The 22,328-nt window shown below is 65.2% G+C and carries 23 protein-coding genes; 10 read left to right on the top strand and 13 right to left on the bottom strand.

The genetic code is table 11. The features are described from left to right. A partial coding sequence (locus VIM61_05270) for a hypothetical protein (protein ID HEY8899801.1) occupies positions 1 to 218 on the top strand: 218 nt, incomplete at its 5' end. A gap of 69 nt (positions 219 to 287) precedes the next feature. Here the strand turns inward: VIM61_05270 and VIM61_05265 are convergent. Further along, the gene (locus tag VIM61_05265) at positions 288 to 533 is read right to left on the bottom strand and encodes a hypothetical protein (protein HEY8899800.1); all 246 of its coding nucleotides are present in this window, start codon (positions 531 to 533) and stop codon (positions 288 to 290) included. A 501-nt stretch (positions 534 to 1,034) separates the two neighbouring features. Here VIM61_05265 and VIM61_05260 point away from each other — a divergent pair. Both VIM61_05260 and ndk read left to right on the top strand, forming a co-directional pair. Next, positions 1,035 to 1,973, top strand: coding sequence for a diacylglycerol kinase family protein (locus tag VIM61_05260; protein ID HEY8899799.1), 939 nt, complete (start codon positions 1,035 to 1,037; stop codon positions 1,971 to 1,973). A gap of 89 nt (positions 1,974 to 2,062) precedes the next feature. Next, entirely contained in the window at positions 2,063 to 2,512 is a 450-nt protein-coding gene (gene ndk / locus VIM61_05255) for a nucleoside-diphosphate kinase (GenBank protein ID HEY8899798.1), read from the top strand. A gap of 57 nt (positions 2,513 to 2,569) precedes the next feature. Here ndk and VIM61_05250 read toward each other — a convergent pair whose 3' ends face one another. After that, positions 2,570 to 3,469, bottom strand: coding sequence for a hypothetical protein (locus VIM61_05250; GenBank protein ID HEY8899797.1), 900 nt, complete (start codon positions 3,467 to 3,469; stop codon positions 2,570 to 2,572). A gap of 102 nt (positions 3,470 to 3,571) precedes the next feature. On the opposite strand from VIM61_05250, the gene VIM61_05245 reads away from it, so the two are divergent. Further along, complete coding sequence (locus tag VIM61_05245) at positions 3,572 to 4,411, top strand: tetratricopeptide repeat protein (protein ID HEY8899796.1); 840 nt, start codon at positions 3,572 to 3,574, stop codon at positions 4,409 to 4,411. 3 nt (positions 4,412 to 4,414) lie between these two features. Here the strand turns inward: VIM61_05245 and VIM61_05240 are convergent, their stop codons facing one another. The 4 genes from VIM61_05240 to VIM61_05225 all read right to left on the bottom strand — a co-directional run bounded on the left by VIM61_05240 (position 4,415) and on the right by VIM61_05225 (position 10,586). Next, the gene (locus VIM61_05240; GenBank protein HEY8899795.1) at positions 4,415 to 6,271 is read right to left on the bottom strand and encodes a hypothetical protein; all 1,857 of its coding nucleotides are present in this window, start codon (positions 6,269 to 6,271) and stop codon (positions 4,415 to 4,417) included. After that, a complete protein-coding gene (locus VIM61_05235; GenBank protein ID HEY8899794.1) occupies positions 6,268 to 6,666 on the bottom strand; it encodes a hypothetical protein in 399 nt (132 codons plus the stop codon). The genes VIM61_05240 and VIM61_05235 overlap by 4 nt, the downstream gene beginning before the upstream one ends. 64 nt (positions 6,667 to 6,730) lie before the next feature. Beyond that, positions 6,731 to 8,452 (bottom strand): ATP-binding cassette domain-containing protein, encoded by a 1,722-nt coding sequence (locus VIM61_05230; protein HEY8899793.1) that lies wholly within the window; start codon positions 8,450 to 8,452, stop codon positions 6,731 to 6,733. A gap of 46 nt (positions 8,453 to 8,498) precedes the next feature. After that, entirely contained in the window at positions 8,499 to 10,586 is a 2,088-nt protein-coding gene (locus VIM61_05225; GenBank protein HEY8899792.1) for a DNA polymerase domain-containing protein, read from the bottom strand. Positions 10,587 to 10,814: 228 nt separating this feature from the next. On the opposite strand from VIM61_05225, the gene VIM61_05220 reads away from it, so the two are divergent. Genes VIM61_05220 through VIM61_05210 form a run of 3 tightly spaced genes read left to right on the top strand, consistent with a single transcriptional unit; the run spans position 10,815 to position 12,550 of the window. Continuing rightward, entirely contained in the window at positions 10,815 to 11,666 is an 852-nt protein-coding gene (locus VIM61_05220) for a MotA/TolQ/ExbB proton channel family protein (GenBank protein ID HEY8899791.1), read from the top strand. Then, positions 11,663 to 12,094: a biopolymer transporter ExbD gene (locus VIM61_05215; GenBank protein ID HEY8899790.1), complete on the top strand. Its 432-nt coding sequence runs from the start codon at positions 11,663 to 11,665 to the stop codon at positions 12,092 to 12,094. The genes VIM61_05220 and VIM61_05215 overlap by 4 nt, the downstream gene beginning before the upstream one ends. 3 nt (positions 12,095 to 12,097) lie before the next feature. Continuing rightward, complete coding sequence (locus VIM61_05210) at positions 12,098 to 12,550, top strand: biopolymer transporter ExbD (GenBank protein ID HEY8899789.1); 453 nt, start codon at positions 12,098 to 12,100, stop codon at positions 12,548 to 12,550. A 6-nt stretch (positions 12,551 to 12,556) separates the two neighbouring features. Here VIM61_05210 and VIM61_05205 read toward each other — a convergent pair whose 3' ends face one another. Continuing rightward, the gene (locus VIM61_05205; GenBank protein HEY8899788.1) at positions 12,557 to 14,293 is read right to left on the bottom strand and encodes an NAD-binding protein; all 1,737 of its coding nucleotides are present in this window, start codon (positions 14,291 to 14,293) and stop codon (positions 12,557 to 12,559) included. Positions 14,294 to 14,434: 141 nt separating this feature from the next. On the opposite strand from VIM61_05205, the gene VIM61_05200 reads away from it, so the two are divergent. Together VIM61_05200 and VIM61_05195 are read left to right on the top strand one after the other, a co-directional pair. Beyond that, complete coding sequence (locus VIM61_05200) at positions 14,435 to 15,187, top strand: potassium channel family protein (GenBank protein HEY8899787.1); 753 nt, start codon at positions 14,435 to 14,437, stop codon at positions 15,185 to 15,187. Continuing rightward, positions 15,174 to 15,599 (top strand): hypothetical protein, encoded by a 426-nt coding sequence (locus VIM61_05195; protein ID HEY8899786.1) that lies wholly within the window; start codon positions 15,174 to 15,176, stop codon positions 15,597 to 15,599. Before VIM61_05200 ends, VIM61_05195 begins: the two co-directional genes overlap by 14 nt. Here VIM61_05195 and cobA read toward each other — a convergent pair. Genes cobA through ccsA form a run of 4 tightly spaced genes read right to left on the bottom strand, consistent with a single transcriptional unit; the run spans position 15,596 to position 19,850 of the window. Continuing rightward, complete coding sequence (gene cobA / locus VIM61_05190) at positions 15,596 to 17,101, bottom strand: uroporphyrinogen-III C-methyltransferase (GenBank protein ID HEY8899785.1); 1,506 nt, start codon at positions 17,099 to 17,101, stop codon at positions 15,596 to 15,598. The two genes, VIM61_05195 and cobA, sit on opposite strands and share 4 nt — an antisense overlap. Positions 17,102 to 17,152: 51 nt before the next feature. Beyond that, on the bottom strand, positions 17,153 to 18,055 hold the full coding sequence (gene hemC, locus VIM61_05185) for a hydroxymethylbilane synthase (protein HEY8899784.1): 903 nt from the start codon (positions 18,053 to 18,055) through the stop codon (positions 17,153 to 17,155). Next, entirely contained in the window at positions 18,052 to 19,074 is a 1,023-nt protein-coding gene (gene hemA, locus VIM61_05180) for a glutamyl-tRNA reductase (protein HEY8899783.1), read from the bottom strand. Before hemA ends, hemC begins: the two co-directional genes overlap by 4 nt. Beyond that, positions 19,071 to 19,850: a cytochrome c biogenesis protein CcsA gene (ccsA, locus tag VIM61_05175; protein ID HEY8899782.1), complete on the bottom strand. Its 780-nt coding sequence runs from the start codon at positions 19,848 to 19,850 to the stop codon at positions 19,071 to 19,073. The genes hemA and ccsA overlap by 4 nt, the downstream gene beginning before the upstream one ends. Before the next feature lie 62 nt (positions 19,851 to 19,912). Between ccsA and VIM61_05170 the strand changes: the two genes are divergently transcribed. Next, complete coding sequence (locus tag VIM61_05170; GenBank protein ID HEY8899781.1) at positions 19,913 to 20,620, top strand: DUF2071 domain-containing protein; 708 nt, start codon at positions 19,913 to 19,915, stop codon at positions 20,618 to 20,620. On the opposite strand, the gene speY is transcribed toward VIM61_05170, so the two are convergent. Together speY and VIM61_05160 are read right to left on the bottom strand one after the other, a co-directional pair. Then, complete coding sequence (speY, locus tag VIM61_05165; GenBank protein ID HEY8899780.1) at positions 20,617 to 21,801, bottom strand: deoxyhypusine synthase; 1,185 nt, start codon at positions 21,799 to 21,801, stop codon at positions 20,617 to 20,619. The genes VIM61_05170 and speY overlap by 4 nt on opposite strands. Before the next feature lie 46 nt (positions 21,802 to 21,847). Next, on the bottom strand, positions 21,848 to 22,328 hold a 481-nt coding region (locus VIM61_05160; GenBank protein HEY8899779.1), incomplete at its 5' end, for a hypothetical protein.

The raw sequence follows: 22,328 nt of genomic DNA, 5'->3' as shown, positions 1-22,328 counted from the left end.
GTCGCGGACCGGCCGGGGCGTTGCTCGTCGGCAGCCCGCAGACGGTGATCGAGAAAATTCGCGCGTTCGACGCGGCCCTCGGCGGCCTTTCGCGCATGACGCTGCAAATGAGCGTGGCGGCGCTGCCGCATGACAAGACGTTGCGGGCGATCGAACTGCTCGGCGGCGAGGTCGCCCCGGCATTGAAGGGCGGCGGCGGTCTGAGTGCGCGGGCGTAGACCGGGATCGCGGGAAGGCGGGCTCCGGCGGATCCAGCCCGGCCACGACGCTTCGCATTTCGGCCGGAGCTACGGTTCGAGGTTCACCTTGAGGAACGTGCCGGGGACGCCGTGATTCTGGAAATAGACGCGGACGAGGCGGCCTCGCGAGGTATTCCGGACGTCGCCGGCGCCCCGGGCGAGGTCGGGCGACCAGGTGACATGATCGCCGATTTCGAAGTCGTTACCGGTCTGCTCGAGGATCGAGTAACCCATGCGTGTGTCGATGGCGACGAGCCCGATCTCGGCGTTGATGGCGTGCACCGTTCCTTCCACGAGGCCTATTTCTGACCGCGCCGGCGAGGGCCGTCAATCGAGGTTCGCGGTTTCTCGCGTCGCGTGATCCGTTGCCTCCGAGCGCCCGTCGCGTTCCTCTGTCGGGGAAACGGTTGCAATTCCCTGGAGCGAAAGACATTTTCGCGCTTCCTTCTCCGATGCCGCTCTCCCGCAATGCGCAAATTCTGACCGAGCTTCGGGCGGGCACGGCGCAGGCGCATCGCGACCTGGAGGCGCGCAGGTTGGCCCGCGTTGGGGGAATTTTGCGAAATGCTGGAGCGCGTTCGACCCTTGGAAAACGAATCTGTCGTAGGAATGGCAGCGAAGACTTTCGAGACCCTCGCGACCTGGCGCGACCACCGGCTATGAATCCGCCTGCCTCAACCGAGGACCTCGACGGGTGCAACCTCGAGCCGATTCACATCCCCGATGCGATCCAGCCGCACGGCGCGCTTGCCGGGGTGACCGACCGGGCAGGAAAACGTTGACGCCGACCCCGCGATGACTGGCTTTTTTCTCTTCAATGCCGCCTCGGGATCGGCGGGACGGTGGACTCCGGCCGAGCTCCTCGCGGAGCTTCCGGCGGGCACGCGACTCCACGAATTTGCGGATGGCGAGGACCCCGCGGAGCTCACTCGCCAGGCAGTGGCCGAGGGCGCGAGCTGGGTGGCGGTCGCGGGGGGCGACGGGACCGTCGAGGCCGTCGCGGGGGCGCTGGTCGACACCGCGGTGCCGCTGGGCGTGATCGCCTGCGGCACCTACAACAATTTCGCCCGAAGTGCCGGACTTCCACTGGATCCACTCGAGGCGGCGCGCCTTGTCGGGCGGAGCTCGACGCGCCGGATGGATGTCGGCTTCGTCAACGATCGACCATTTTTCGAATGCGTTGGCGCGGGCCTCGACGCCGCGATTTTTCCTGCAGGCGAGGAAATCAAATCGGGCGGGTTCCTCAAATGGATCGATCTTTTCAAGACGGCGGCGAGATATCCGCGGCAGACCTTTGATCTCACGCTCGATCGCCCTTTTCGCGCGGCCCTCACGCGGTCGAAGACTCCCGCGAAAACCTCCCGCGGATGGCGGGATTGGTTTCGCAAAGCGCGGAATCATCGCCTGCGCCTGCGAGCCCTCATGATTACGGTCTCGAACGGACCCTACTACGGCGCGAATTTCGCGGTTGCGCCGGATGCGCGGATCGACGACGGCCAGCTCACGGTCACCATCTTCAAGAAATACAACAAGCTCGAGCTGTGGTGGCACTTTGTCTCCATCAGCTCCGGACGGCGCCGCTACGCACCGCGGATCGTCACGCTCAAGGCCGGAGAAGTTTGCATCGACGGCCCCAGGCGTCTCGAGGTGCACAAGGATGGCGCCGTGCTCGACGAGTGGCCGCTGCGGATACGCATCGCGCCCGGTCAGCTCACGATCTTCGGCCCGGCGTGATTTAGCCGGGATGCGCGGAAGATTTGTCGCAGAAGCGCTCGCAAAATTGGCTTTTCGCCGCGGTGGCGACCGATAGGATGCGCCGCTCAATGGATACCACTCTCGTTTTGTTGAAGCCCGACTGCGTGGCCGGTCGGAAGGTTGGCGAAGTCCTCAAGCGTTTCGAGGAGGCCGATTTTCAAATTCGGGGCGTGAAGATGTTCCGCGCCAGTGCCGAACTTCTGCGGGAACATTATGCGCACATCGCGGACAGGCCTTTCTTCCCCGAGCTGGCGGCGTTCATGAGTTCCACGCCCGTCGTCGCGGTGGCCCTGGCTGGCGACAACGCCGTGGAGCGGGTGCGCACGATCATCGGGCCGACCGATTCGAAGAAGGCCGACAAGGGCACCGTGCGCGGTGACTTCGGCGTCGACGTGATGGTGAACATCGTCCATGCCTCGGACTCGAATGAAAACGCCGCGATCGAGCTGGAGCGTTTCTTCGCGTCGGGCGAGCTCTTCGATTACGCGATGTCCTACACGACCACTCCGGCGAGCTAGGACCTCTCGCTTTTCAAGGGCGTCGCCTCGGGGCGGCGCCCTTTTTTTGTGCCCCGATCAGGGCGTATTGCTCGGCGTCGGGGTGGGCTTGGGCTTTCCGCCGTTCGATTTTGCCGTCCGACGGACGACGACCTTCGCGGGGGACGAACGCTGGCCGGTGCTGTCCACCGAGCGGAACCAGAACGTCGTCCTGCCTTTCTTCAGGTTGGTGGCGGTGTAGTTCCAGTTCGCGGTGCCGTTCGCGCCGGTATAGGTGGAGTTCGGGCTGTTGCGGGCGACCTCGACGCGGCTGACCCCCTCGGAGGAGTAGGCGGTGCCGGTGATTTTGACGGAGCTGGTTTTGGTCGTGACCTCGGCGTTGGTCGGCACAACGACCGGCGCGTAAATGATCGGGCTGCCCGTGACAACGAGCTCGCCGAAGCGGATGGAGGGCTCGGCGCCGGAGGTTTCCTTGGCGTAGGCGTAGAGGCGGAAGGTGACGGTGGTGCCGGCGAACGAGCCGACGTTGAAGGAGTAGCTCTTGGTCTTCGGCCAGGTCGTGGTGATCTCGGTGGTGCCGAGGTTCGACTTGAAGTTGTCGAGGCTCCATCGAAGGACGACGCCGCGAGGACTGGAGTCGCCACCGCGCGCGGCGAGGAACTGCACCTGGGCCAGTTGCATGCCATTGTCCTTTGGCGGGGTGATCTTGAACTGCGCGAACTGGGCGTTGCTGACGGCGTCGCTTGCGTTCGTCGAGGACTTCTTGATGAGAATGAACCCGTAGCTGCCGCTGTTGTTGCCGATGCCGACCACGGCCTTCGAGCCTCCGGAGGCAAGGAAACCGCTGCCCGTCACGCCGCCCTGGGTGACGGGGTCGAGGGTGCCGTTGAATGGGTAGGTGAGGAGATCGGCGGCCCGGGAAGGCGGCGCGAGGAGCGCGAGCGTGGCGGCCAGTATGGGCAGGAGAAACAACCTCATTGGCCGCAATAGGTAGAGTCGAGGCCTGCGGGCGTCAATCCCCGTTGCGCGGTCTCACAAATTCGCGTGCGAACTTTGAGGCGGTCGCTAGAGTTATGTGAAGTGGTTACGCAAAACACGAGCAACCTGTGGGCCCTCCTCTGTGAGGAACTCGAGGCTCGACGCGCCAAGGAGTCCGCCGCGGAGCATTCGGAGGCCGCCCGCAAGTTTGAGGAGACCGCCAAGCAGATCTTCCAGAAAAGTCCGGGGAGGCTTCGCGATGCTCTCGAGATTGCGGGCGACATCCATCAGGCCACGAATTCCGAGGCCGATGCCCGGCGTTGCTTCGAGGAGGCGCTTGGCGTCGAATCCGCGCCCGCCCCGCAGCGGGCCCGGCTCGCGACCAAACTGGCGATCATTGCGGAGGGCCGGAACGACGTGAACAATGCCCGGCGCTTTTACGCCCTCGCCGTCGCGGCGCACGAGGAAACCCGCGATCGGTCGGAGTTGCCGACGCTGTTGAACAACCTCGGCGGCATGCATCGGGCCGCGGGCGATTTTTCTTCCGCCGAGAAGGCCTACCAGCGCGCGCTCGTCGAGGCCGTCTCGGTCTATGGCGCCGACAATCCCGAGGTCGCCCTCATCGCGAACAACCTTGGCGTTGCCTACACCGACCACGGCAACCTCGTGAAGGCCGAGGATTCCCATCTGCGCGCCCTGCAAATCCGCGAGCAAACCTTTGGCTCGAATCATCCCGATGTCGGCCAGTCGCTCGCGAACCTCGCGGCCGTCTACCATGCCAAGAAGCTTTACCTGAAGGCGGAGCGCTTCTACCTCAGCGCGCTGGAAACGCTGTCGCAGTTCTACGGAACGGATAATCCTCAGGTGATGCGTATCCGTGAAAACTACGAACGCCTGCCGCAGGTGCACTCGCGCCGGCTTTCGAAGACGATGCGGCTGTAGCCGTTAGGACTGGTCGGGCAGGATCTGTCTGGTCAGGCGCTCGATGCCCTGACGCGCGAAATCGCTGTTGGGGTAGTCCTGCTGTGCCCGGAGAAACCACGCGAGGCTGGAGCCGGTCTGGCCGCGACGTTCGAGATCCTGCGCGCGGCGCAGGGCGCCCACGAAATCCGCCGCCTTCGTCGTGAGATCGGCGCGGATCTGGTTGAGCTTCGGATCGGACGGATAGCTTGCGAAAGCCTGCTCGGCGCTTTCCCAGGCGCCGGCGAAGTCGCCGCGCTTCTCGATTTCCTGCGAGCGAACGATCGCCTTCTCGATTTCGCCCATGTCGGTGAGGACCTGGCGAAGCTGCTGCTGGCGCGCCGGATCGAAGGCCACGGCGGCGCTGAAGCGTTCGCGGTCGTCGAAAATCTGGCGGTAATTTTTCTGGCTGATGAGCTGGTCGAGATCGACGAGGGCCTTGTTCTGCACGTTGCCGTGGCTGAAGATCATGCCGGCCACGTCGGCGAGTTGCGGATTGCGCGGCCAGATCTCGGTGGCGGCTTTCAACTCGGTCTCGAGCGTGGTCTGGTCGCCGGCGACGGCGGCATTCTGCGCCTTTGCGATGTGCATGGCGGCGATGGTCTTCGCCGTCTGGATGGCGGCCATCGGCTTCGAGCTGTCGAAATCCTTCGCCATGGCTTCCATCTCGTTCACGCGCTTTTCCGCGAGCGTGTAGTCCTTCACCTCGATCGCGTTGACGAGCTGGTTGGCCTTTTGCGCGTAGGAAAGCGAGCGGCGCTTGGTCTCGCGGGGCAGGGTGCGGATGGGAGGGAGGTATTCGCCGATGAGGAAGCTCTCGGAAAGGCGCTTCGTGGCGCTGTCGAGCTCGTCGCGCTCGATCAGGAACCTGTAGGCGTCCACGCCCTCGGTGACGTCGCGGATGATCTCGCCGGCCATGGTGTCGACGGTGCCGACGGTTGGCGGCATGCCCGTGCTCTTGTTGAAGAGATCCTTCGCACCGCCCTTCACGCGAACCTCGTCGTCGCCGTCGTTGAAGACGTTCCGATAGAAACGAGTGGCGATGAGCACGTGCTGAAACCGGCGCTGGAGAAAGAGCTGCACGATGAGCGACTGGAACTCGATCTTGGTCTGCAGCTCCTTGAGCGCGCGCTTGGCCTGCGTGGCCTTGATGAGGGTCTCGACCTCGACGAGGCGCAGGTCGTAGGGCTGGATCTCGGCGTTCAGGCGTTCATTGTCTGCGCGCACGGCCACGCTGTCCTTGCTCGTATCGGCTTTCGATCGACCTCCGGTGCGGAAGGTGGTGGTTTCCAGCGTGACGACCTTGCTGCGATTCAGGCGATTGCGTTCGTCTTGCAGGGCGTTGGTTGCGGCCTGCATCCGGGCGCGATCCTGCTGGGACTGCCACACCGAGAACACCTGGTTCGAGATCGCGTCGCAGATGCCGGCGTCGCGCTTGTAGGCGGAGGCCTTGGGCAGCAGGCTGAAGGCCTGGTCGAGCGTGCGGGGATTCACGTTGCTCGGGCGGAGCAGATCCGTGATCTGCTTGAGCAGGGCGTCGTAGGCCTGGGCCTCGGCATCGTCTTCCTCGGGAGCGTTGAGGTATTTCTCGAAGCGAGCCTGGAAGACACGGTTATTGCTGACGTTCCAAGTTTTGCCGTCCCACGAGACCGTCTCGCTGTCGGGATCGAAGAACGGAACGTCCTTGCCGAGGAAACTCGACTGGCTGCCCCCGGAAGGGCTCGCCGCGGATGCGGGCGCCGGCGCCGGCGCGGCCGGAGGCGGATCCGCGACCTGGGCGAGGGCGGGGGCCAGCGCGGCGGCGAGCAGGAACGCGGAGAGGGCGGGGGATTTGGCGATCATGCCTTCGTGAGAGCTTTGGCGCGGAGGATGCCCTTGTCGGTGACTTCGAGCAGGAAGATGAATTTCTGGCCTTTCTCGATGTCGCGCTGACCAAGAGAGGCGGGGACGAGCAGGGGGATGACGTCGTCGTTCTTGTCGACGCCGACCGAGATGAGGCGCCCCTCAGTGGTGGAGTAGCCGAGCACGTTGCGGACCTCGCCGGTGACGCGATAGGTATTGCCGCGCAGGCTGTTCGAGTTTTCCAGATACGCGGAAACTTCGAGTGGCGCGGTGGTCCGGTAGGGGTCGCCGGAATCGTGGAAAAGGAGGCCTCCCACGACGAAAAGAAGCACGATGCCGATAGCGCCGGCGACGAGCCATGCGGGGTGGAAGGAGGAACGGGAACGTCTGGCCACGGGTTGCGGTTTAATGAACGGCGGCCGGACCGGCAATTCAAATGGTTTCCGTCCCTCGGGCCCGTCAGCTCATCCGGCTGAGGCGGGAGCCGGCCCACGCCAGAAGGAGGCCGACGAGGATGTGCACGGACAGCACCCAGAGGCACATCGCGGCCGGCGAGAGGGCGGTCTGCACGACCATCTGCACGATGTCGTAGTAGCGTTCGCCGCGCAGGGTCTGCAGCACGCCGGACCAGCTCCAGTAGGCGGAGATGAACGGCCGGACGGCGGCGCCGATCCAGTCCGGCAGCGCGAGCACGGCGCCGGAGAGCGGGAGCTGAAAGCCGACGAGATAGATCGAGACGAGCGAGGCCTGCTCGGCGGAGTGCATCCACGCGGAGATGCCGAGGCAGATGGACGTCATCGCCGCATTCACGAGCAGCAGGAAGAGCAGTTGCGCGCCGAGATCGCCGGGAAATCCGCAGACGTAATGCACGAAGAGTCCCATCCAGATCGACTGCGCGGCCACGAGCAGCAGGAGGAACGCGGCCTTGCTCGCGATGTAGCTCGAGCAGCGGAGGCCGCTGAGCTTTTCCTTCTCGAAGATGAGCCGTTCGGCGGCGATCTCGCGGCCGGAATTGTTTGCGCCCATGAGCGTGAGAAGGATCACCTGAAACATCACGATGCCGGAAACGAGGCTGCCGACCTTGCTGGCCTGTTTGAGGAATTCCGTGGCCTCGGTGGCCTGCTGCACGACGTTGAGATCGAGACCGACGCTGAGATTTTGCACCTGCGGCAGGCCGTTCCACGCGAAGATGGCGACGAGCACGGGAAAGCCGAGGATGAGCCCGAGCTGGAGCAGGAGCTGGGCGGGACTGCGGAAAAAGATGCGGAACCGACGGGCAAGCAGCGTCGCGAACTGGCTGAGGGCGCCGGGCAGCTCGCTCGCGGGCGGCCGGATGTCGATTTCCGGCAGCGCGGTCGCGTCGAAGGGCTCGGCGATCTCGGGATCGTAGAGTTCGGCCGTGTAGGCGGCGGAGTATTTTTGCCACGAGGCGGCCCAGTCGGCAGGTTCGCGTTTCTCGAGCTGGGCGTAGAGGTCCTCGATGTTCTCGATGCGGAAATAGTGGGTGAGTTCGGTGGGCGAGCCGTGGAAGGCGAGCACGCCGCGGTGGAGCACGGCGACGGAGTCGTAGAGATCGAGATGGCGCAGGCTGTGGGTGACGCTGAGAACGAGCCGGTCGCGTCGGGCGAGATCGTGAAGCAGGGCAAAGACCTCGTTCTCGGACTGCGCGTCGAGTCCGCTCGTGACCTCGTCGCAGAGCAGAATGGCCGGCGCGCTGGCGATTTCCATCGCGAGGGCGAGGCGGCGCTTTTGTCCGCCGGAGAGCACGCCGACGGGGCGTTCGGCAAATTCCAGCAGGCCGACCTCGGCGAGGGTGGTCGCCACGATGTCCGCGAGGGTCTGGCCGCGCGCGCTTTTCAGCCGGAGCCGCACGGCGGTCTCCACGCACTCGCGCGCGGTGAGTTCGTCGTGAGCGATGCTGAACTGCGGCACGTAGCCGATCTCCGAGGGCGCGAAGTCCTGCTCCGAGAGGTTGCGCGTATTCCAGTGCACGGAGCCCTCTTCCTGGCCGGGCGCGACGCCGGCGATCGTTTTCAGGAGCGAACTCTTGCCGCAACCCGACGGGCCGATGATGGCGGCGAAGTGGCGACGGGGAAACTTGAGATGAATGCCGGCGAGAATGGGCTGCGCGGCTTCACCGCGGCCACCGACGGAGAGGGAAACGTCCTGCAGCTCGAGCACAGCCGCACGTTGCGCGAGGCTCCGTGCCGGGGCAATGCGAAATGTGCTAAAGCAGCAGCCCCTGATCGGATGGCGCCGGGGCGAATGGCGCGAATTTCGCGTGCAGCTCGTTGAGCTTGGCGACGTAGTATTCCACGTTCTCGTCGCGGTCGGCGGGCGACCATGTCTCGACAAGGCGGGCGGCCTCGTAGGCGACGACCTTTTTCTTCGTGCCGGTGACGTAGTATGTGACCGCGTCGCCGGCCTGGTAATCGCGGCCGCTGGCCAGCGCGAGCTCGAAGGCGGCGTTTCGATTGCGGGACGAAGCGGCGATTTTCTTTTGGTAGGCGGCAACGCTGTCCTGCAGCGTTTCGGTCTTCGCGAGGCGCTCGATCGGCCAGGCGCGGGTGCGGATCGCGGCCTCGAATTCCTCGCGCAGCGCGGCCAGTTCCGCGGATTGCTCGCGAAGAATGTGGCCGACGGCCCGTCCGAGATAATCGCGCAGGTAGGGCTCCATGCCGCGGGATTTCAGGGCGGCGCCCTTGAGCGTGACATGGCCGTCGAGGCCGAGCAGCGCGTAGTTCTTTGCCTTGTAGCTGAACATGGCGGCGTATTGCTGGTCGAATTCCACTTCGATGCCGTCGGGCAGCACCTCGCGAATGCCCGTGTCGAGCGCGGTAACTGTCGCTCCGCCCGGCGGCTGGAAATAGATGCCGTCCGTGTCGATCTCGATCACGTGGGCGCCGGCGGCCTGCAGCCACTCGACCATCGCACGGAGCAACTCGCGGCCCTTTGCGGTGACGGCGGCCGCGGCGGTGTAGTCCGCGAAATGTCCCTGGGCAAAGCCGAGGTAGCCGTAGAAGCTATTGATGAGGATCTTGAACGTATTCTGCAGCGCGGAGAAATGCCGGCGCTCGATTTCGCCCCCGGCCTCGCGCATGCGCCGCTTGGCTTCGTAGCGGAACGTGCGCAGCGCGCGCAGCAGGCCGCCGAAGACGCCGAGCGTGTCATTTTCCGGCAGGAGATCGAAAGTGAGCATCACCGAGGGGTAGAGCGAGGCGACGTCGCAGTGCCATACGTCGCGCGCGACGCCGGTGAAGAAAATGTCGGTGTAGCCGCCTTCGAAGGTGCGCGATTCCGGCGTGCCGGGGACGGAGTGGCCGAGGCGCAGGTATTCGCGCAGGAAGAGCGCGTCGATCTTCGTGGCGTTCCCGCGCACGATGACGTCCTGGTAATTGTAGGGAAAAATCTGCGCCTGGATGAAGTAGCTCGCGCTCAGCGCGGCCGAGAGCGCGCGGACTTCCCGGGCGCGAGCCAGGGGATCGGATCCGCCTTCCGCGAGCCCGAAATGCGCGGCGACTTCACCCAGCGAGAAACTCTCGAGCTCGCGCGTGCCGACGTCGTAATACTGCGCGAGCACATAGGTATCGACGAAATGCCGGCCGCGCGCGCTGTAGCGCGGGTATTGGATCGTCTTCTCCGCGATCTGCAGGCGGGAGGGCCGCGCGGCGATCGGGCTGCCTTCGCGGCCCCAGCGCAGCTTGAGTTTGTGGGCCTTCGCCCGGGCGGCGAGGTAGGGAAGCACGCCCTTGAAGAGGTGGTGGCCCTCGATGACGTCGGGATCCCGCTCCGCGACGATCGCGCCGAGTCGCTCGATCGCCGCCTTCTCCGCGGCGGCGTCGGTTATTTCGAGAAGTTCCTCCCAGCCCGAGGCGTCGGCCAGGGCGATGGACGCCAGGGCGTCGCGGGTGGGATCGGAATGCGGCGAGCCCTCGGGGCGCGTCGTCTCGATGTGAATCTGGAGCCGGCGCAGCGACTCGAACGTCATGCCCTTGAAGAGCGTGCGGCCGGTGCGGGTGAGGAATTGCTGGACGGGATCGCTGAAGGAAAATGCGCCTTCGCTGCGCGTGGCCTGCATCGCCTTCCAGTCGTCGAATTCGCGCAGCCAGCCGAGCGGATGCCCCCCGGCCAGCGGGAGGGCGTTTTCGGCGCCGGCGGGGGTCCACGCGAACGGTCGGAAGCCATGTTCCTCCCTCCGCGTTGTCCCGTCGGCGGTTCGCACGAAGACCAGGGCCGTCGCCACGTCGTCGAACTCCACGGCGACGATGCCCTCGTGCGAATCTGCGCCGAACAGCGCGGGGTTGGCGAAATCCATGGGCGAAACCTAGCCGCGCCGTCGGATTTTGGCGCGTGGATTTTACGTTTTCGCCATAAACGGCACGCCGGCTGCTTTTCGCTTGAGCGGAGGGTGACCTCGCGGTTACGCCCCCCAGAAAACTCCTGTCGTTCAGCCTTCTCCAGATTTCCGATTCGTCTTTCTTCGAAATCCCGCCGTTCCCTCTCCCGCCTCATTTTTGTCCCGCAATCGTTGTCCCGTGCCTCTATGAAAATCCGGAATCGAAACCTTCTCTCGATCTGCTTCAGCCTTCTCGTTCTCTTCGTCTGCCTTGCTCCGAGCGTCCGCGCGCAGGATGCCGCCCCGGCCCCGGCGGAGGAAAGCGTGCCGCACGGCGGCAAAAAGACCCTGTGGACGGTGCTGAAGGAGGGCGGCGTGATCATGATCCCGATCGGGCTCGTCTCGGTCGGCATGTGCAGCCTCATCGTGCTTGGGTTCCTGACGCTCAGCCGCAAGAAACTCGTCCCGGACGACCAGGTCGCCGCGCTGCGGAACTATTTCACGCAGGGTGACTACCAGAATGCCGTGGAGTATTGCCGCTCGCACCCCGGCTTTTTCACCGACACGGTTTACACCGGCCTGCTCTGCATCGGGCAGGGCAAGGAAGTCACCGAGCGCGCGATGGAGGACACTCTCGCCAAGGGCATCGCCAGCGCTTCGACCCGGAATTACTACCTGAACCTCATCGGCGTCGTCACCCCGATGCTCGGTCTCACCGGCACCGTGCTGGGCATGATGGGCGCGTTCTCCACCCTCGGCACGAGTGGCATTGGCGATCCCTCGAAGCTCGCCGGCGCCATTGGCGAGGTGCTCGTTGCGACGGCGAGCGGTCTGTTCATCGCGATCCCGGCGTTCACCTTCTACTACATTTTCCGCAACTGGATCACTGCCGCGACCGCCTACGCGGAAGACCACATCAACACGCTCTTTCGCGGTATGCCCTACGAAGACATGGTCGGCATCTATTTCGGCACCGAGCCGATTTTCGCCGCCCGCCCGAACTGGATGGCTCCCCGCAGCGAGTCGGCCCCGCCAGACGCCGAGCCGTCGGCTTCATGAGAGTTCGCAAACATGGGCCCGAGGAGGAACTCGAGTTCCAGATCGCGCCGATGATCGACGTGCTCCTCGTCGTGCTCGTCTTTTTCATCATGATCACCTCGGCCAGCGTGCTGCAGGGCGATCCGGATATTCAGTTGCCGGTCGCTGCGCACGCGACAAAACCCGAGAAATCCCGCGCCGAGGCCGTGCTGAACCTCCATTGGAAGCCCGAGGCCAGGGCCGGATGGGTCGTCATGGACAGCGTCCGCTTCGACAAGCTCGACGACCTCACCGCGAAGCTGAAGGGGCCCGCCGCCAGCGAGAAAAACTTCCGTGTGCTCATCCGCGCGGACCGCACGCTGCCGTCGATCTACGTGCAGAAAGTGCTCGAGGCCTGCGCCGAGGCGGGCGTCAGCAATACCGTCTTCACCGCCCTGAATCGCGACTAGCCCATGCGCGTCCGCAACATCCACGAGGAGAACCTGCAGTTCCAGATCGCGCCGATGATCGACGTGATCTTCATCCTCATCCTTTTCTTCATGTGCTCGGCCGGCGCGGTGAAGACCGAGAAACACCTCGCCTCCAGCCTGCCCGGCACGGCCGCCTCCGACACGCCGATCGAGATTCCCGACGAGCAGGTCATTCAGATCACGAATGCCGGCCAGGTGCTCCTCAACGACCGCGAATTCGACGCGGCGGCGCTCGCCGGAGGATCGCACGAGATGCCCGAGCTGCTGAGCACGCTCCAGCGCTTCCGCCAGGCCTCCGTGGCCAGCAAGACCGAGGCAATGGTCACAATCACGCCCCAGGCCTACGCGAACTACCAGCGCGTGATCGACGTGATGAACGTCTGCGCCGCGGCCCAGATCAGGAACGTGAGCTTCCGCCTCGAATCCGAGGAGTAGTCGCGGCTAGCGGAGGGCCGTTGTCCGCTGCGATCGCGGGTGCTTCGGAATCGTCCGGCCGTAGAGTTCGACGAACCGCTGCTCCGACTCCGGCGTGCAGATGAGGATGATCGTTTCGCCACCGCGGAGCGTGGTGTCCGCATGGGGATTGATCTGCAAACCTTTTTCCGGGGCGCCGAGAGCGACCACGCCGACGCCGGTGGCCGCGGGGATGGCGGCCTCGGCCAGCGTCTTTCCCGCAAGGGCTGCCGGGACCTGCGTTTCGGTGACATGCAGACCCTCTGCGAGCATGAGGACGTCGGCGCGCTGGAGAAAGTTGAAGATCGCGGTTGCGCCCATCCAGGCATACGAGAGCACGAAATCCGCACCGGCGCGGTGGAGCGTGGGGACGTTTCGCTCGTGGACGGAGCGGCTGATGATCTGCACGCGCGGGCAGAGGCGGCGCACGTAGATCGTGAGGTAGATGTTGAGGTCGTCGTCGTGGGCGGTGACGACGACGGCGGGCGTCTCGCGAATGCCGGCGCGCTCGAGCGTGACGATGTCGGCCGCGCTGCCGAGCACGTATTTGCCGGTGTCGCGAATGCGGGCGGGGTTCTGCTCGATGATCCGATAGTCCACGCCGCGTTCCTCGAGCGCACGGGCCGTCTCGCGCCCGACGCGGCCCCCGCCGACGATGATGACCGGCGCGCCGCTCACGTGATAGATGCAGAAGAGTTCGTCGTAGCGGGCGAATTGCTCGGGCGTGCCCGCGAGCAGCAGGATCGAGTGGTCGTCGATCTTCGTCTGCGCGGTGGCGATCTCGACCACGCCGCGTCGCCACAGCCCGAGCACGTTCACGCCCACCTTGTCGCGGAGGCGGCATTCGGCCAGCGTGCGGCCGACGAGCGGGGTGCCCGCGGCGGTGGCCTCGGCGATCTGCACGTTCTTGAAACTGCCGATCACGTGCGAGGTCGCGTCGGCGCCCACGATGCGGCGGGCGAGCGCCTCGCCCATCATCTCGGAAAGCTGGAGCACGCTCCTCGCGCCAGCGAACTGGAGGATGTCGACGGAGTCGGCCGAGTTCGCGGTGGCGATGATGGGCACTGCTTTCGTGATCTCACTGACGGTGAAGGCGACGTTGGTATTCGCGTAGTCGCCGCCGGTGGCGGCGACCATGGCGGCCTGCTCGACGCGCGCCGCGAGGTAGGTCTCCGGGCGGTCGAGCTCGCCGAGCATGACGGTGACGCCGAGATCGTGAAGACGCAGAGCCTCCCGGAGATCGGCGACGAGGATCGCGTAGGGATGGCCGTAGTCCTTGAGCTTGCGGATGAGCGAGCCGGAAACGGGGTCGTCGCTGGTGAGGAGCACGTGGCCGGACATCGTCGCCGGGAGCTGCCGCGGCGCCCGGGCCTCGCTTTGCGCCTGCATCCACGGGGCGTAGAAGAATTCGATGAACGTGAAGGGCAGCAGGACGAGCAGGAAGATCATGCCCGAGACCATCACGAGGATGGAAAACAGGCGGCCGAGATCGCTCTGGAACGTGATGTCCCCGAAGCCAAGTGTGCTCATCACCGTGAACGTCCAGTAGAGGCCGGAGATCCAGCTGTAGGTGCGTCCCTCGTAGAGCATGATGGCGTGAAAGGCGGCCGTGAAGATGACGATGAGGGCGACCAGAAGGGCCGCGAAGCGCACGAGCAGGCGGAGGTTTCGCTGGCCCGGGACATGGCCGACGATGGCGGTGAGATGCGAGGTGAAGGATTTCATCGGTCGCGGGCGGTCCAGCTTTGAACACTGGGACGAAAATGTCACGAATCGCGGCTCCGGCTCCGGTTTCTCGAATTTCGGGGATTCCCGATTTGGGATTCCTCGCTAGGATTTGGGGCGATGATGCGAGGCGCGACGCCGGTGAGAGAGTTTTTTCGGGCTTTTCCGTTTGGGGTTTTGTTGCTGGCGTTGCTGCTGATGATCGTCGGCGCGCCCATCAGCGCGGACCTTGCCAAGAGCCTCGCGGGGATTCGCGGTCCGTCGGGGCTGGCACCATTCACGATCCTGCTCACGGTGACCTCGGCCTACGCGGTGTGGCACCTCGCGCGCAGCCGCGCGCTGGTGATCGTGGCGGCGGGCGTGATCCTCGCTTTCCTCGGCCTCAGCAGCGTCGAGCTGAGCCGGCTCGGGCTTGGGAAATACATCTCGCGCGAGACGCTCGACGTCTTTCACGTGGGGTCGCAGTCGCTGTTCCTCGTCTACGTGACACTGTCCATTCTGCGCACGGTCTTCCGCGCCCGCGTGGTGGACGGCAACATCCTCTGCGGCGCGGCCTGCGTGTATCTGCTCGTCGGCGTGCTGTGGGGCTACGCCTACACGATGCTCGAGATCATCGTGCCGGCCAGCTTCCACGCAATGGAGCCAAGCACGAACAACGCGATCAATCTCTACAACCAGCCGGGGTGGCTCGTGTATTTCAGTTTCACCACGCTCACGACGGTGGGGTTCGGCGATGTGCTGCCGGCGAAAGCCTTTGCCCGTAGCCTGTCGGTGCTGGAGGCGGTGATCGGCCAGATCATGATCGTCGTCATGATGGCGCGGCTCGTCGGACTGCACGTCGCGCACTCGACCTCGGGCCCGCATGCCCGATTCTCGACCGATGAAAAAAGTTGAACTCGTCCTCGTTGTCGCGGTGATCGGCGCAATGCTCTCGGCCTGCGCGAAGAACCTTGTCTACGCGCCCTATGGCAATCCCGTGCGTTTTGCGAAGGGACGCGAAATCGTCTTCCGGGACTTTTCGATGCGCTTCCTTGGCGAGCGTCACGTCAGCCATCCCGTGTTCCGGCCGGGATTCCGCTATCTGGATTTCGCCGTCACCGGCCGAAAGGGCACGCAGACCGTCTCGTGGTCGAGCGGCACGGGCGTGATCGACTCGACCTCGTTCCAGGTCGACGGACGCGACTACGAGCTGGAGCTGCGCGGCAGCGTGGCCCGCAAGGGCTGGCTGCGCGACGACGAGCTGGTGGTCTGGCCGGAGAGCGACTTTCGCGCTGCGCTCGAGCGACGCAATCGCGAGAGCCGCTAGGACCGGGCCTTCAGGATCGCGGCGACGAGGCCGGGGATATCGTGCACCTTCGCCTCGATGTCCACGTCGAGTCCGAGTTTCCGCATCGTGGCGGAAGTGATCGGGCCGATGCTGGCCGTCTGCAGATTCGCGGGCAACGGGAGCTGAAGCGCGGCGAAATTCTCCGCGGTGGAGGAACTCGTGAAGGTGACGATGTCGGCGCCGTCCTCGCGGAACCGCGCGATTCCTCCGGCGACGTCGTTCGTCTCGGGGACGGTGCGGTAGGCGATGGCTTCGTCAACGATGGCGCCGAGGCGGGTGAGCTCGGTCGCGAGCACGTCGCGGGCGCCCTCGGCCCGGGCGAGCAGGATCTTGAGGTTGTCGACGGTCGTTTCCTTCTGGAAGGCCTTCACGATCTCCTCGGCGACGTATTTGTCGGGCTGGAGGTCCACCTCGAAGCGGTAGCTGCGAATCTTCTCGGCAGTGGCTGGACCAATGGCCGCGATGCGCACGCCGCCGATCGAGCGGGCGTCCTTGAAGAGCGTGTAGAAGACTTCGAAGAACGCGTCGACGCCGTTCGGGCTGGTGAAGACGAGCCAGTCGTATTCGTGGGCGTCGCTCACGAGCTGGTAAAACTCGCGCTTGTTCGGCGACGGCTCGATGCGAATGGTCGGGAGCTCGTAGGCATCGGCCCCGAGATCGCGGAGCTGGTCGATGAGGGCGCCGGCCTGGTGACGAGTGCGGGTGACGGCAATGCGAGTGCCGAACAGCGGGCGCGTCTCGAACCAGTTCAGCGCGTCGCGCCGATTCACGACATCGCCGAGCACGGCCACGGCCGGCGCCTTGAATCCGGCGGCGGCGACCTTCCCGGCGATGTCGCCGAGCGTGCCGGTGAGGGTTTTCTGACGACCGGTCGTGGCCCAGCGCACGAGGGCGATCGGCGTGGCGGCGGCCATGCCGGCGGCCTGCAGCGAGGCAGTGATCTCGGCAATGCGCTCGACGCCCATGAGCATCACCTTCGTGCCGGTGGCGCGGGCGATGGCGGCGTAGTCGAGCGTGGCCTCGGGCTTGGCCGGATCCTCGTGGCCGGTGAAGATGGTGAGCGTGGTGTTATCGCCGCGATGGGTGACGGGAATACCGGCGTAGGCGGGGCCGGCAATGGCGGAGGAAATCCCGGGGACGATTTCGAACTTCTGTCCGGCGGCGGCGAGGGCCTCGGCCTCTTCCCCGCCGCGGCCGAAGATGAAGGGATCGCCGCCCTTGAGACGGACGACGGTTTTTCCGGCCGAGGTCTTCTCGACGAGCAGGGCGTTGATGCTGTCCTGCGTGAGCGTGTGCGCGCCGGCCTTCTTGCCGACGTAGATCCTCTCGGCGGCCGCGGGGGCGAAATCGAGAAACACGGGATTGCTGAGGTAGTCGTAAATGACGACGTCGGAGCGTTCGAGACAGGCGCGGCCGCGCAGAGTGAGGAGCCCGGGATCGCCGGGGCCGGCGCCGACGAGATAACAAATGCCTTCAGTCATGGAGCGGGGAAGCTAGCGCGTGATGCGAGGGTGCGTCAGCGGAAAATGTGATCAGGCCGAGAGGTCGGCGGTGATTTCTGCGGCGAGAGTCTGCCAGTCGGCGACGGGGCCGCGGCGTTCCGCGAGGCGTGGAGTCGCGGCGCCGAACCACGCGGCGCGGAGGGTCATCATCGCGGCGTCGTCGACTTCGGCGAGGGCGCCGAGGGGCAGGTGGCAGCCGCCGCCAAGGCCGGCAAGGATGGCACGCTCGGCATCGACGCAGGCCGCGGTGGCGGCGTGATGAAGCGCGGCGAGCGGACCGGTCGAGGACTCTCCCTCGCGGCATTGGAGGGCAATCGCGCCCTGGCCGGGAGCGGGAAGCATGAAATCGAGCGGGGAGAGCGAGAGGTCGTCGATCGCGAGCGGGCAGTCGACGGCCTGGAGGCGGCGCAGGCCGGCGCCGGCGAGCACGATGGCGTCGAGGGTGGTCGATTCCCCGAGCTTGCGAATGCGGGTGGGCACGTTCCCGCGAATTTCGACGACCTCGAGGTCGGGCCGTTTCCAGAGCAGGAAGCATTTGCGGCGGAGGCTGCTCGTGCCGACCTGGGCGCCAGAGGGAAGGTCGTCGAGGCCCTCGGCCTCGCGGGTAAGGAGGACGTCCTCGGGGCCTTCGCGCTCGAGAATGGCGCCGATGGCGAGCCCGGCCGGCTGCGCGGTGGGAAGATCCTTGAGGCTGTGCACGGCGGCGTCGATCTCGCCGCGGAGGAGAGCTTCCTCGAGCTCCCTGGTGAAGAGGCCCTTGTCGAGGGAGCCGGGGGCGCTGAGGCGGATATCGAGCCGGGCGTCGCCCGTGGTGCGAATGATTCGTTCCTCGACGACGAGGCCGGGATGGGCGGCGCGCAGGCGGGTGGCGACGAGCCGGGTTTGGGCGAGCGCGAGATCGCTGCCGCGGGTGCCGAGAATGAGAGGTTTCACGAAACGAGGGAATGTTGGGCTCGGCGCAGCCAGCCGATGAAATCGGTGACCTGGGAGTCGATGATGCGTTCGCAATGCTCGATCTCGCGCTGGCGCACGGCCATGGAGCGTTTCGCGATTTCCTGCAGCGAATCGATGTCGTAGAGGAAGACGCCGTCGAGCTTGTTCACGGTGGGTTCCACATCGCGGGGCACGGCGAGGTCGATGATGAAAAGTGGGCGGCCGGAGCGCTGGCGCATCATGGGCTCCAGTTTCTCGCGAGTGACGATCGGATGCGGCGCGGCGGTGGAGCTGATGAGAATGTCGACATCGGGGAACTCGTTCTGCCAGTGGTCGAAATGGATCGCCATGCCGCCGATTTCGCCCGCGAGCTGGGCGGCGCGGTCGAACGTGCGATTCGAGACGATCACGGTCTTCACGCCGCGCGAAACGAGGCTGCGGGCCGTGCGTTCGCTGGTTTCCCCGGCGCCGAGGACCATGACGCGGCGGTGGTTCAGGTCGCCGAAGATCCTGCCGGCGAGCTCGACGGCGACTGAGCCCACGGACGTGGCGCCGCGGGTGATCTGAGTGTCGGTGCGAACGGATTTCGCAACGCGGAAGGCGTTCTGGAAAAGGCGATTCAGCGTGCGGGACGTGGCGCCGGCTCCTGCGGCGGTGGCGTAGGCCTGCTTCACCTGGCCGAGAATCTCCGTCTCGCCGAGCACCATGGAATCGAGCCCGCTGGCCACGCGAAAGAGGTGGCGCACGCTGCGGGGAGTATCGTGATGATAGAGCGGTGCGGAAATGCCGGTGCGCGTCTCGAGATACCCGCGGATTCCCTCCAGCGCGCGCTCGGGGCAGATGCTGGCGGCGTAGATTTCCACGCGATTGCAGGTCGAGACGACAACGGCCTCGGTGAGTCCGTCGATGGATTTGATGCCCGCGAGGACGTCGACGACCTCGTGATTGGGAACGGCGAGGCGTTCGCGCACGTCGACGGGGGCGACGTGGTGGTTGATTCCGGCGCAGAGAATGTTCATGCGGCGGTGGCGTGGCTCACGCTCGGGAGCGTGATCAGCGCGAGGACGAAGATACCGATCGAGCCGAGGGCGATCTGGCGGGTGGGCATCAGCTGCAGGCGCTGGAAGACGAGCAACGTGCCGTAGAGCGCCCAGATGAAGATCGAGGCGCCCGTCTTGAGGCTGGTGATGCGGAGGTCGGCGCCCAGGCCCGCCGCGAAGGCGACGGTGAGGAGGAGGAAGCCGACGAGAAGCAGGCGGCCGTTCACGGCGCCGAGGTCGGTGATCGGCGGGAGATTGAAGAGCAGCTCGGAGACGCGGTGGGACTTGAGCTGGCGCTCCTGCACGAGATACATCACGCCGGAAATCGCCGCGAGGCCGAAGGCGCCGTAGGCGATCATCGAAAGCGAGGCGTGGAATTCCACCCAGGGGTTGTGCGTGAAGCGAACCGACGCGGCGTCGATCGGCGCGATCAGGGCCAGGAGCAACAACGCGAGCACGAGCGGCGAGGTGAATGCGCCCAGAAGCGAGAGCCGGTAGGTCGGACCGACGACCAGGTAGATCAGGACGATGGACCACGCCAGAAAGACAAGAACCTCGAAAAGATTCGTGATCGGGCAGGAACCGAGAACCTGGCCGCGCTGGTAGAGGAAGGCCGAGGTGAAGGCAAATCCCGCACCCATTGCGGCGAGATTGAAGCGACCGGGCCGGAACGTGCCGGAGCCCAGGGCGAACAACGTATGCCCAAAGCTCGATAGGAAACAAAATGCGGCGGCGACCAGCCAGTAGCGCTCCATGGGAAAAAAGAGACGTTACTGGACTCGGAAACGTTACTCAAATGATGAATGTGTCGAATCCCGTGAGCGCCCATCCTCATCCCGACGGGGCCGTGGTGATGTATCAACGCTGGCGGCGGTTGCTTTTCCTGCATTGGGAATGGGACGTTGCCGCGGTGCAGGCGACGCTGCCCTCGGGATTGTCGGTCGATGCCTGGCAGGGGCGGGCGTGGCTGGGAGTGGTGCCTTTTCGAATGGAGGGCGTAAGGCCGCGATTTTTGCCGGCGGTGGGGGGAGTGTCCAATTTTCTCGAGCTGAACGTGCGGACTTATGTGCGAGACCGCCAGGGGCGGCCCGGGGTGTGGTTTTACTCTCTGGATTGCGCGCAACCGGTCGCGGTGTGGGCGGCGCGGGCGGGTTTCGGTCTGCCGTATTTCCACGCGCGGATGCGGGAAACGATCGGCGTCTCGATCTCCTGCGAGTGCCGGCGGCAAGGCTCCGAGGAAACGGCGTGCTTCGACTATCGCGGACTTGGAAATCCGGCGCCCGTGGGTGAGGGGACATTGGAGCAATTCCTGGTCGAGCGGTATCGGCTTTTCGCTGTGAGGCAGGGGCGCCTCGTCACGGGCGAGGTCTGGCACGAGCCATATCCGATCCAGCGGGCGGAGGTCGCGGGCTGGAATCCGCTGCCGTTGCGCCAGGCCGGATTCGATCCCGGAACGCAGCCGCCCGCCCACGCCGCATTCTCTCCGGGCGTGGACGTGCGGATTTTTGGAATCGAACGCCTCTAGCTCTTCATGCCGACGCTCGAGGAGCGTTTGGCGAGGTTGCGCTTCGGCTTTTTCTTCTTCGTGAGGTCGGTGCGGTGCTCGATCTTGTCGACCTGGCCGACCTTGAGGTATTGCGCGCGGATGGCCTCGAGCTGGGCGTCGCGGCGCTCGAAGAGGCGCTTCGGCTTGCGCGGCTTCGTGCGACTGAGCGCGTAGGCGGTGATGAGCGGCAGGCTGATCGTGGAATCGAGGTAGCAGACGACGCAGTCGGGCAGGTTGTCGGGATCGATCTTGCCCCAGCTCACGGCTTCACCGGGCGTGGCGCCGGAGAGGCCGCCGGTATCGGGGCGGGCGTCGGTGCATTGCAGGAAGTAATCGTGGCCACGCTCTTCGATGCCCATGACCTCCTGGATCTGCGGCTCGGTCTGGAGCATGAAATTCTTTGGCGAGCCGCCGCCGAGGATGAAGACGCTCGACGTGTGGCCTGCGTGCTTCGCGTCGTAGACGATGGCGGCGGTCTGGTTGACGTCGCGGTTCACGTCGAAGGCGAGCTTCGAGTCGCGCAGGCTCATCGCGGCGACGTTCATGCCGATGGAGCTGTCGCCGGGCGAACTCGTGAAGACGGGCACGCCGTATTGGTAGGCGGCGGCGAGCAGGCTGTGGTCGGGGATGCCGAGTTTGCGGCCGCGCGCGTGGACGTATTTGCCGAGGAGGTAGTGGAACTCGTCGGTGCCCATCGTTTTCTGAAACTCGGGCCCCTGGATGACCTGGCGGACGAAGGCGTCGGTGTCGAGCAGCACGTCGTAGTCGAAGAGCACGTCGTAGATGCGGATGACGCCTTCGTGGCGAAGCTGGACGTCGTCGAGGAACGGCGAGCCGGCGTAGAGCTCCATGCCGAGACCGTAGTGGAGGTCGTGGTAGAGATTCGCGCCGGTGGAGATGATCCAGTCGACGAAGCCGGCCTTCAGCAGCGGGACGAGGCAGGATTTTCCAAGGCCCGCGGGCGTGAGCGCGCCGGTGAGCGACATGCCGACGAGGCCTTCGCCGGACACCATCTTGCCGCTGAAGAGGCGGCAGGCCTCGGCGAGGCGGCCGCCGTTATAGGCTTTGAACGAGCCGTCGATGAGGTCGGCGGCAGAGATGCCCTTGCGCGCGGGAGCGGGCAGGAGGCGCGGAAATTTTTTCGGGAGTTGCTTGGCCATGCGGAGGTCTTTGGAAGAGGGTTGCCTCTTAACGCTCCGCCGCCGGCTAGTCCATGGAAAACGGGCTGTAGAGCGACTCCTCGTAGGAGGAATCATACCAGTCGTCGATGATGGGCTCGTTCTCGTCGAAGGGCGTGTCTTCCTGATTCTCCGGCGAGTTGTAGTAACGCGATTTCTGCGCCTGCTTCGTGCGCTCCATGGCGGCAGGCGGGTTGTAGCCGTAGAAGCCCTGGGTCTCGCTGAGATAGTTCAGGAGCTGCCGGGTGGCGCCCTTCGTCCGAAGATTGCGCAGCTGGGAGTAGCTGAGGTTGTAAACTTTCTCGGTGCTCTGGAGGTAGCCGATGATGACCTGGGTGGGCACCTTCTTGACGACAAGATTCACGATGTCGTCGTAGTCGAGTGGGCGGGCGTTGTAGATTTTATCGTAGGTCCCGGCGTTGACATTGTGCGCGGAGACGGCCGCCGTGAGCTGCGGATCGACTTGCGGGCGGGTGGAGCAGCCGACGAGCGAACCAAGGACGGCCAGG

It is taken from the genome of Chthoniobacterales bacterium (genome assembly GCA_036569045.1).
Lineage (GTDB): Bacteria > Verrucomicrobiota > Verrucomicrobiia > Chthoniobacterales > JAATET01 > JAATET01.
Note: the sequence above shows the minus strand (reverse complement) of the source record. Positions and strands in the feature narration are given on the sequence as shown.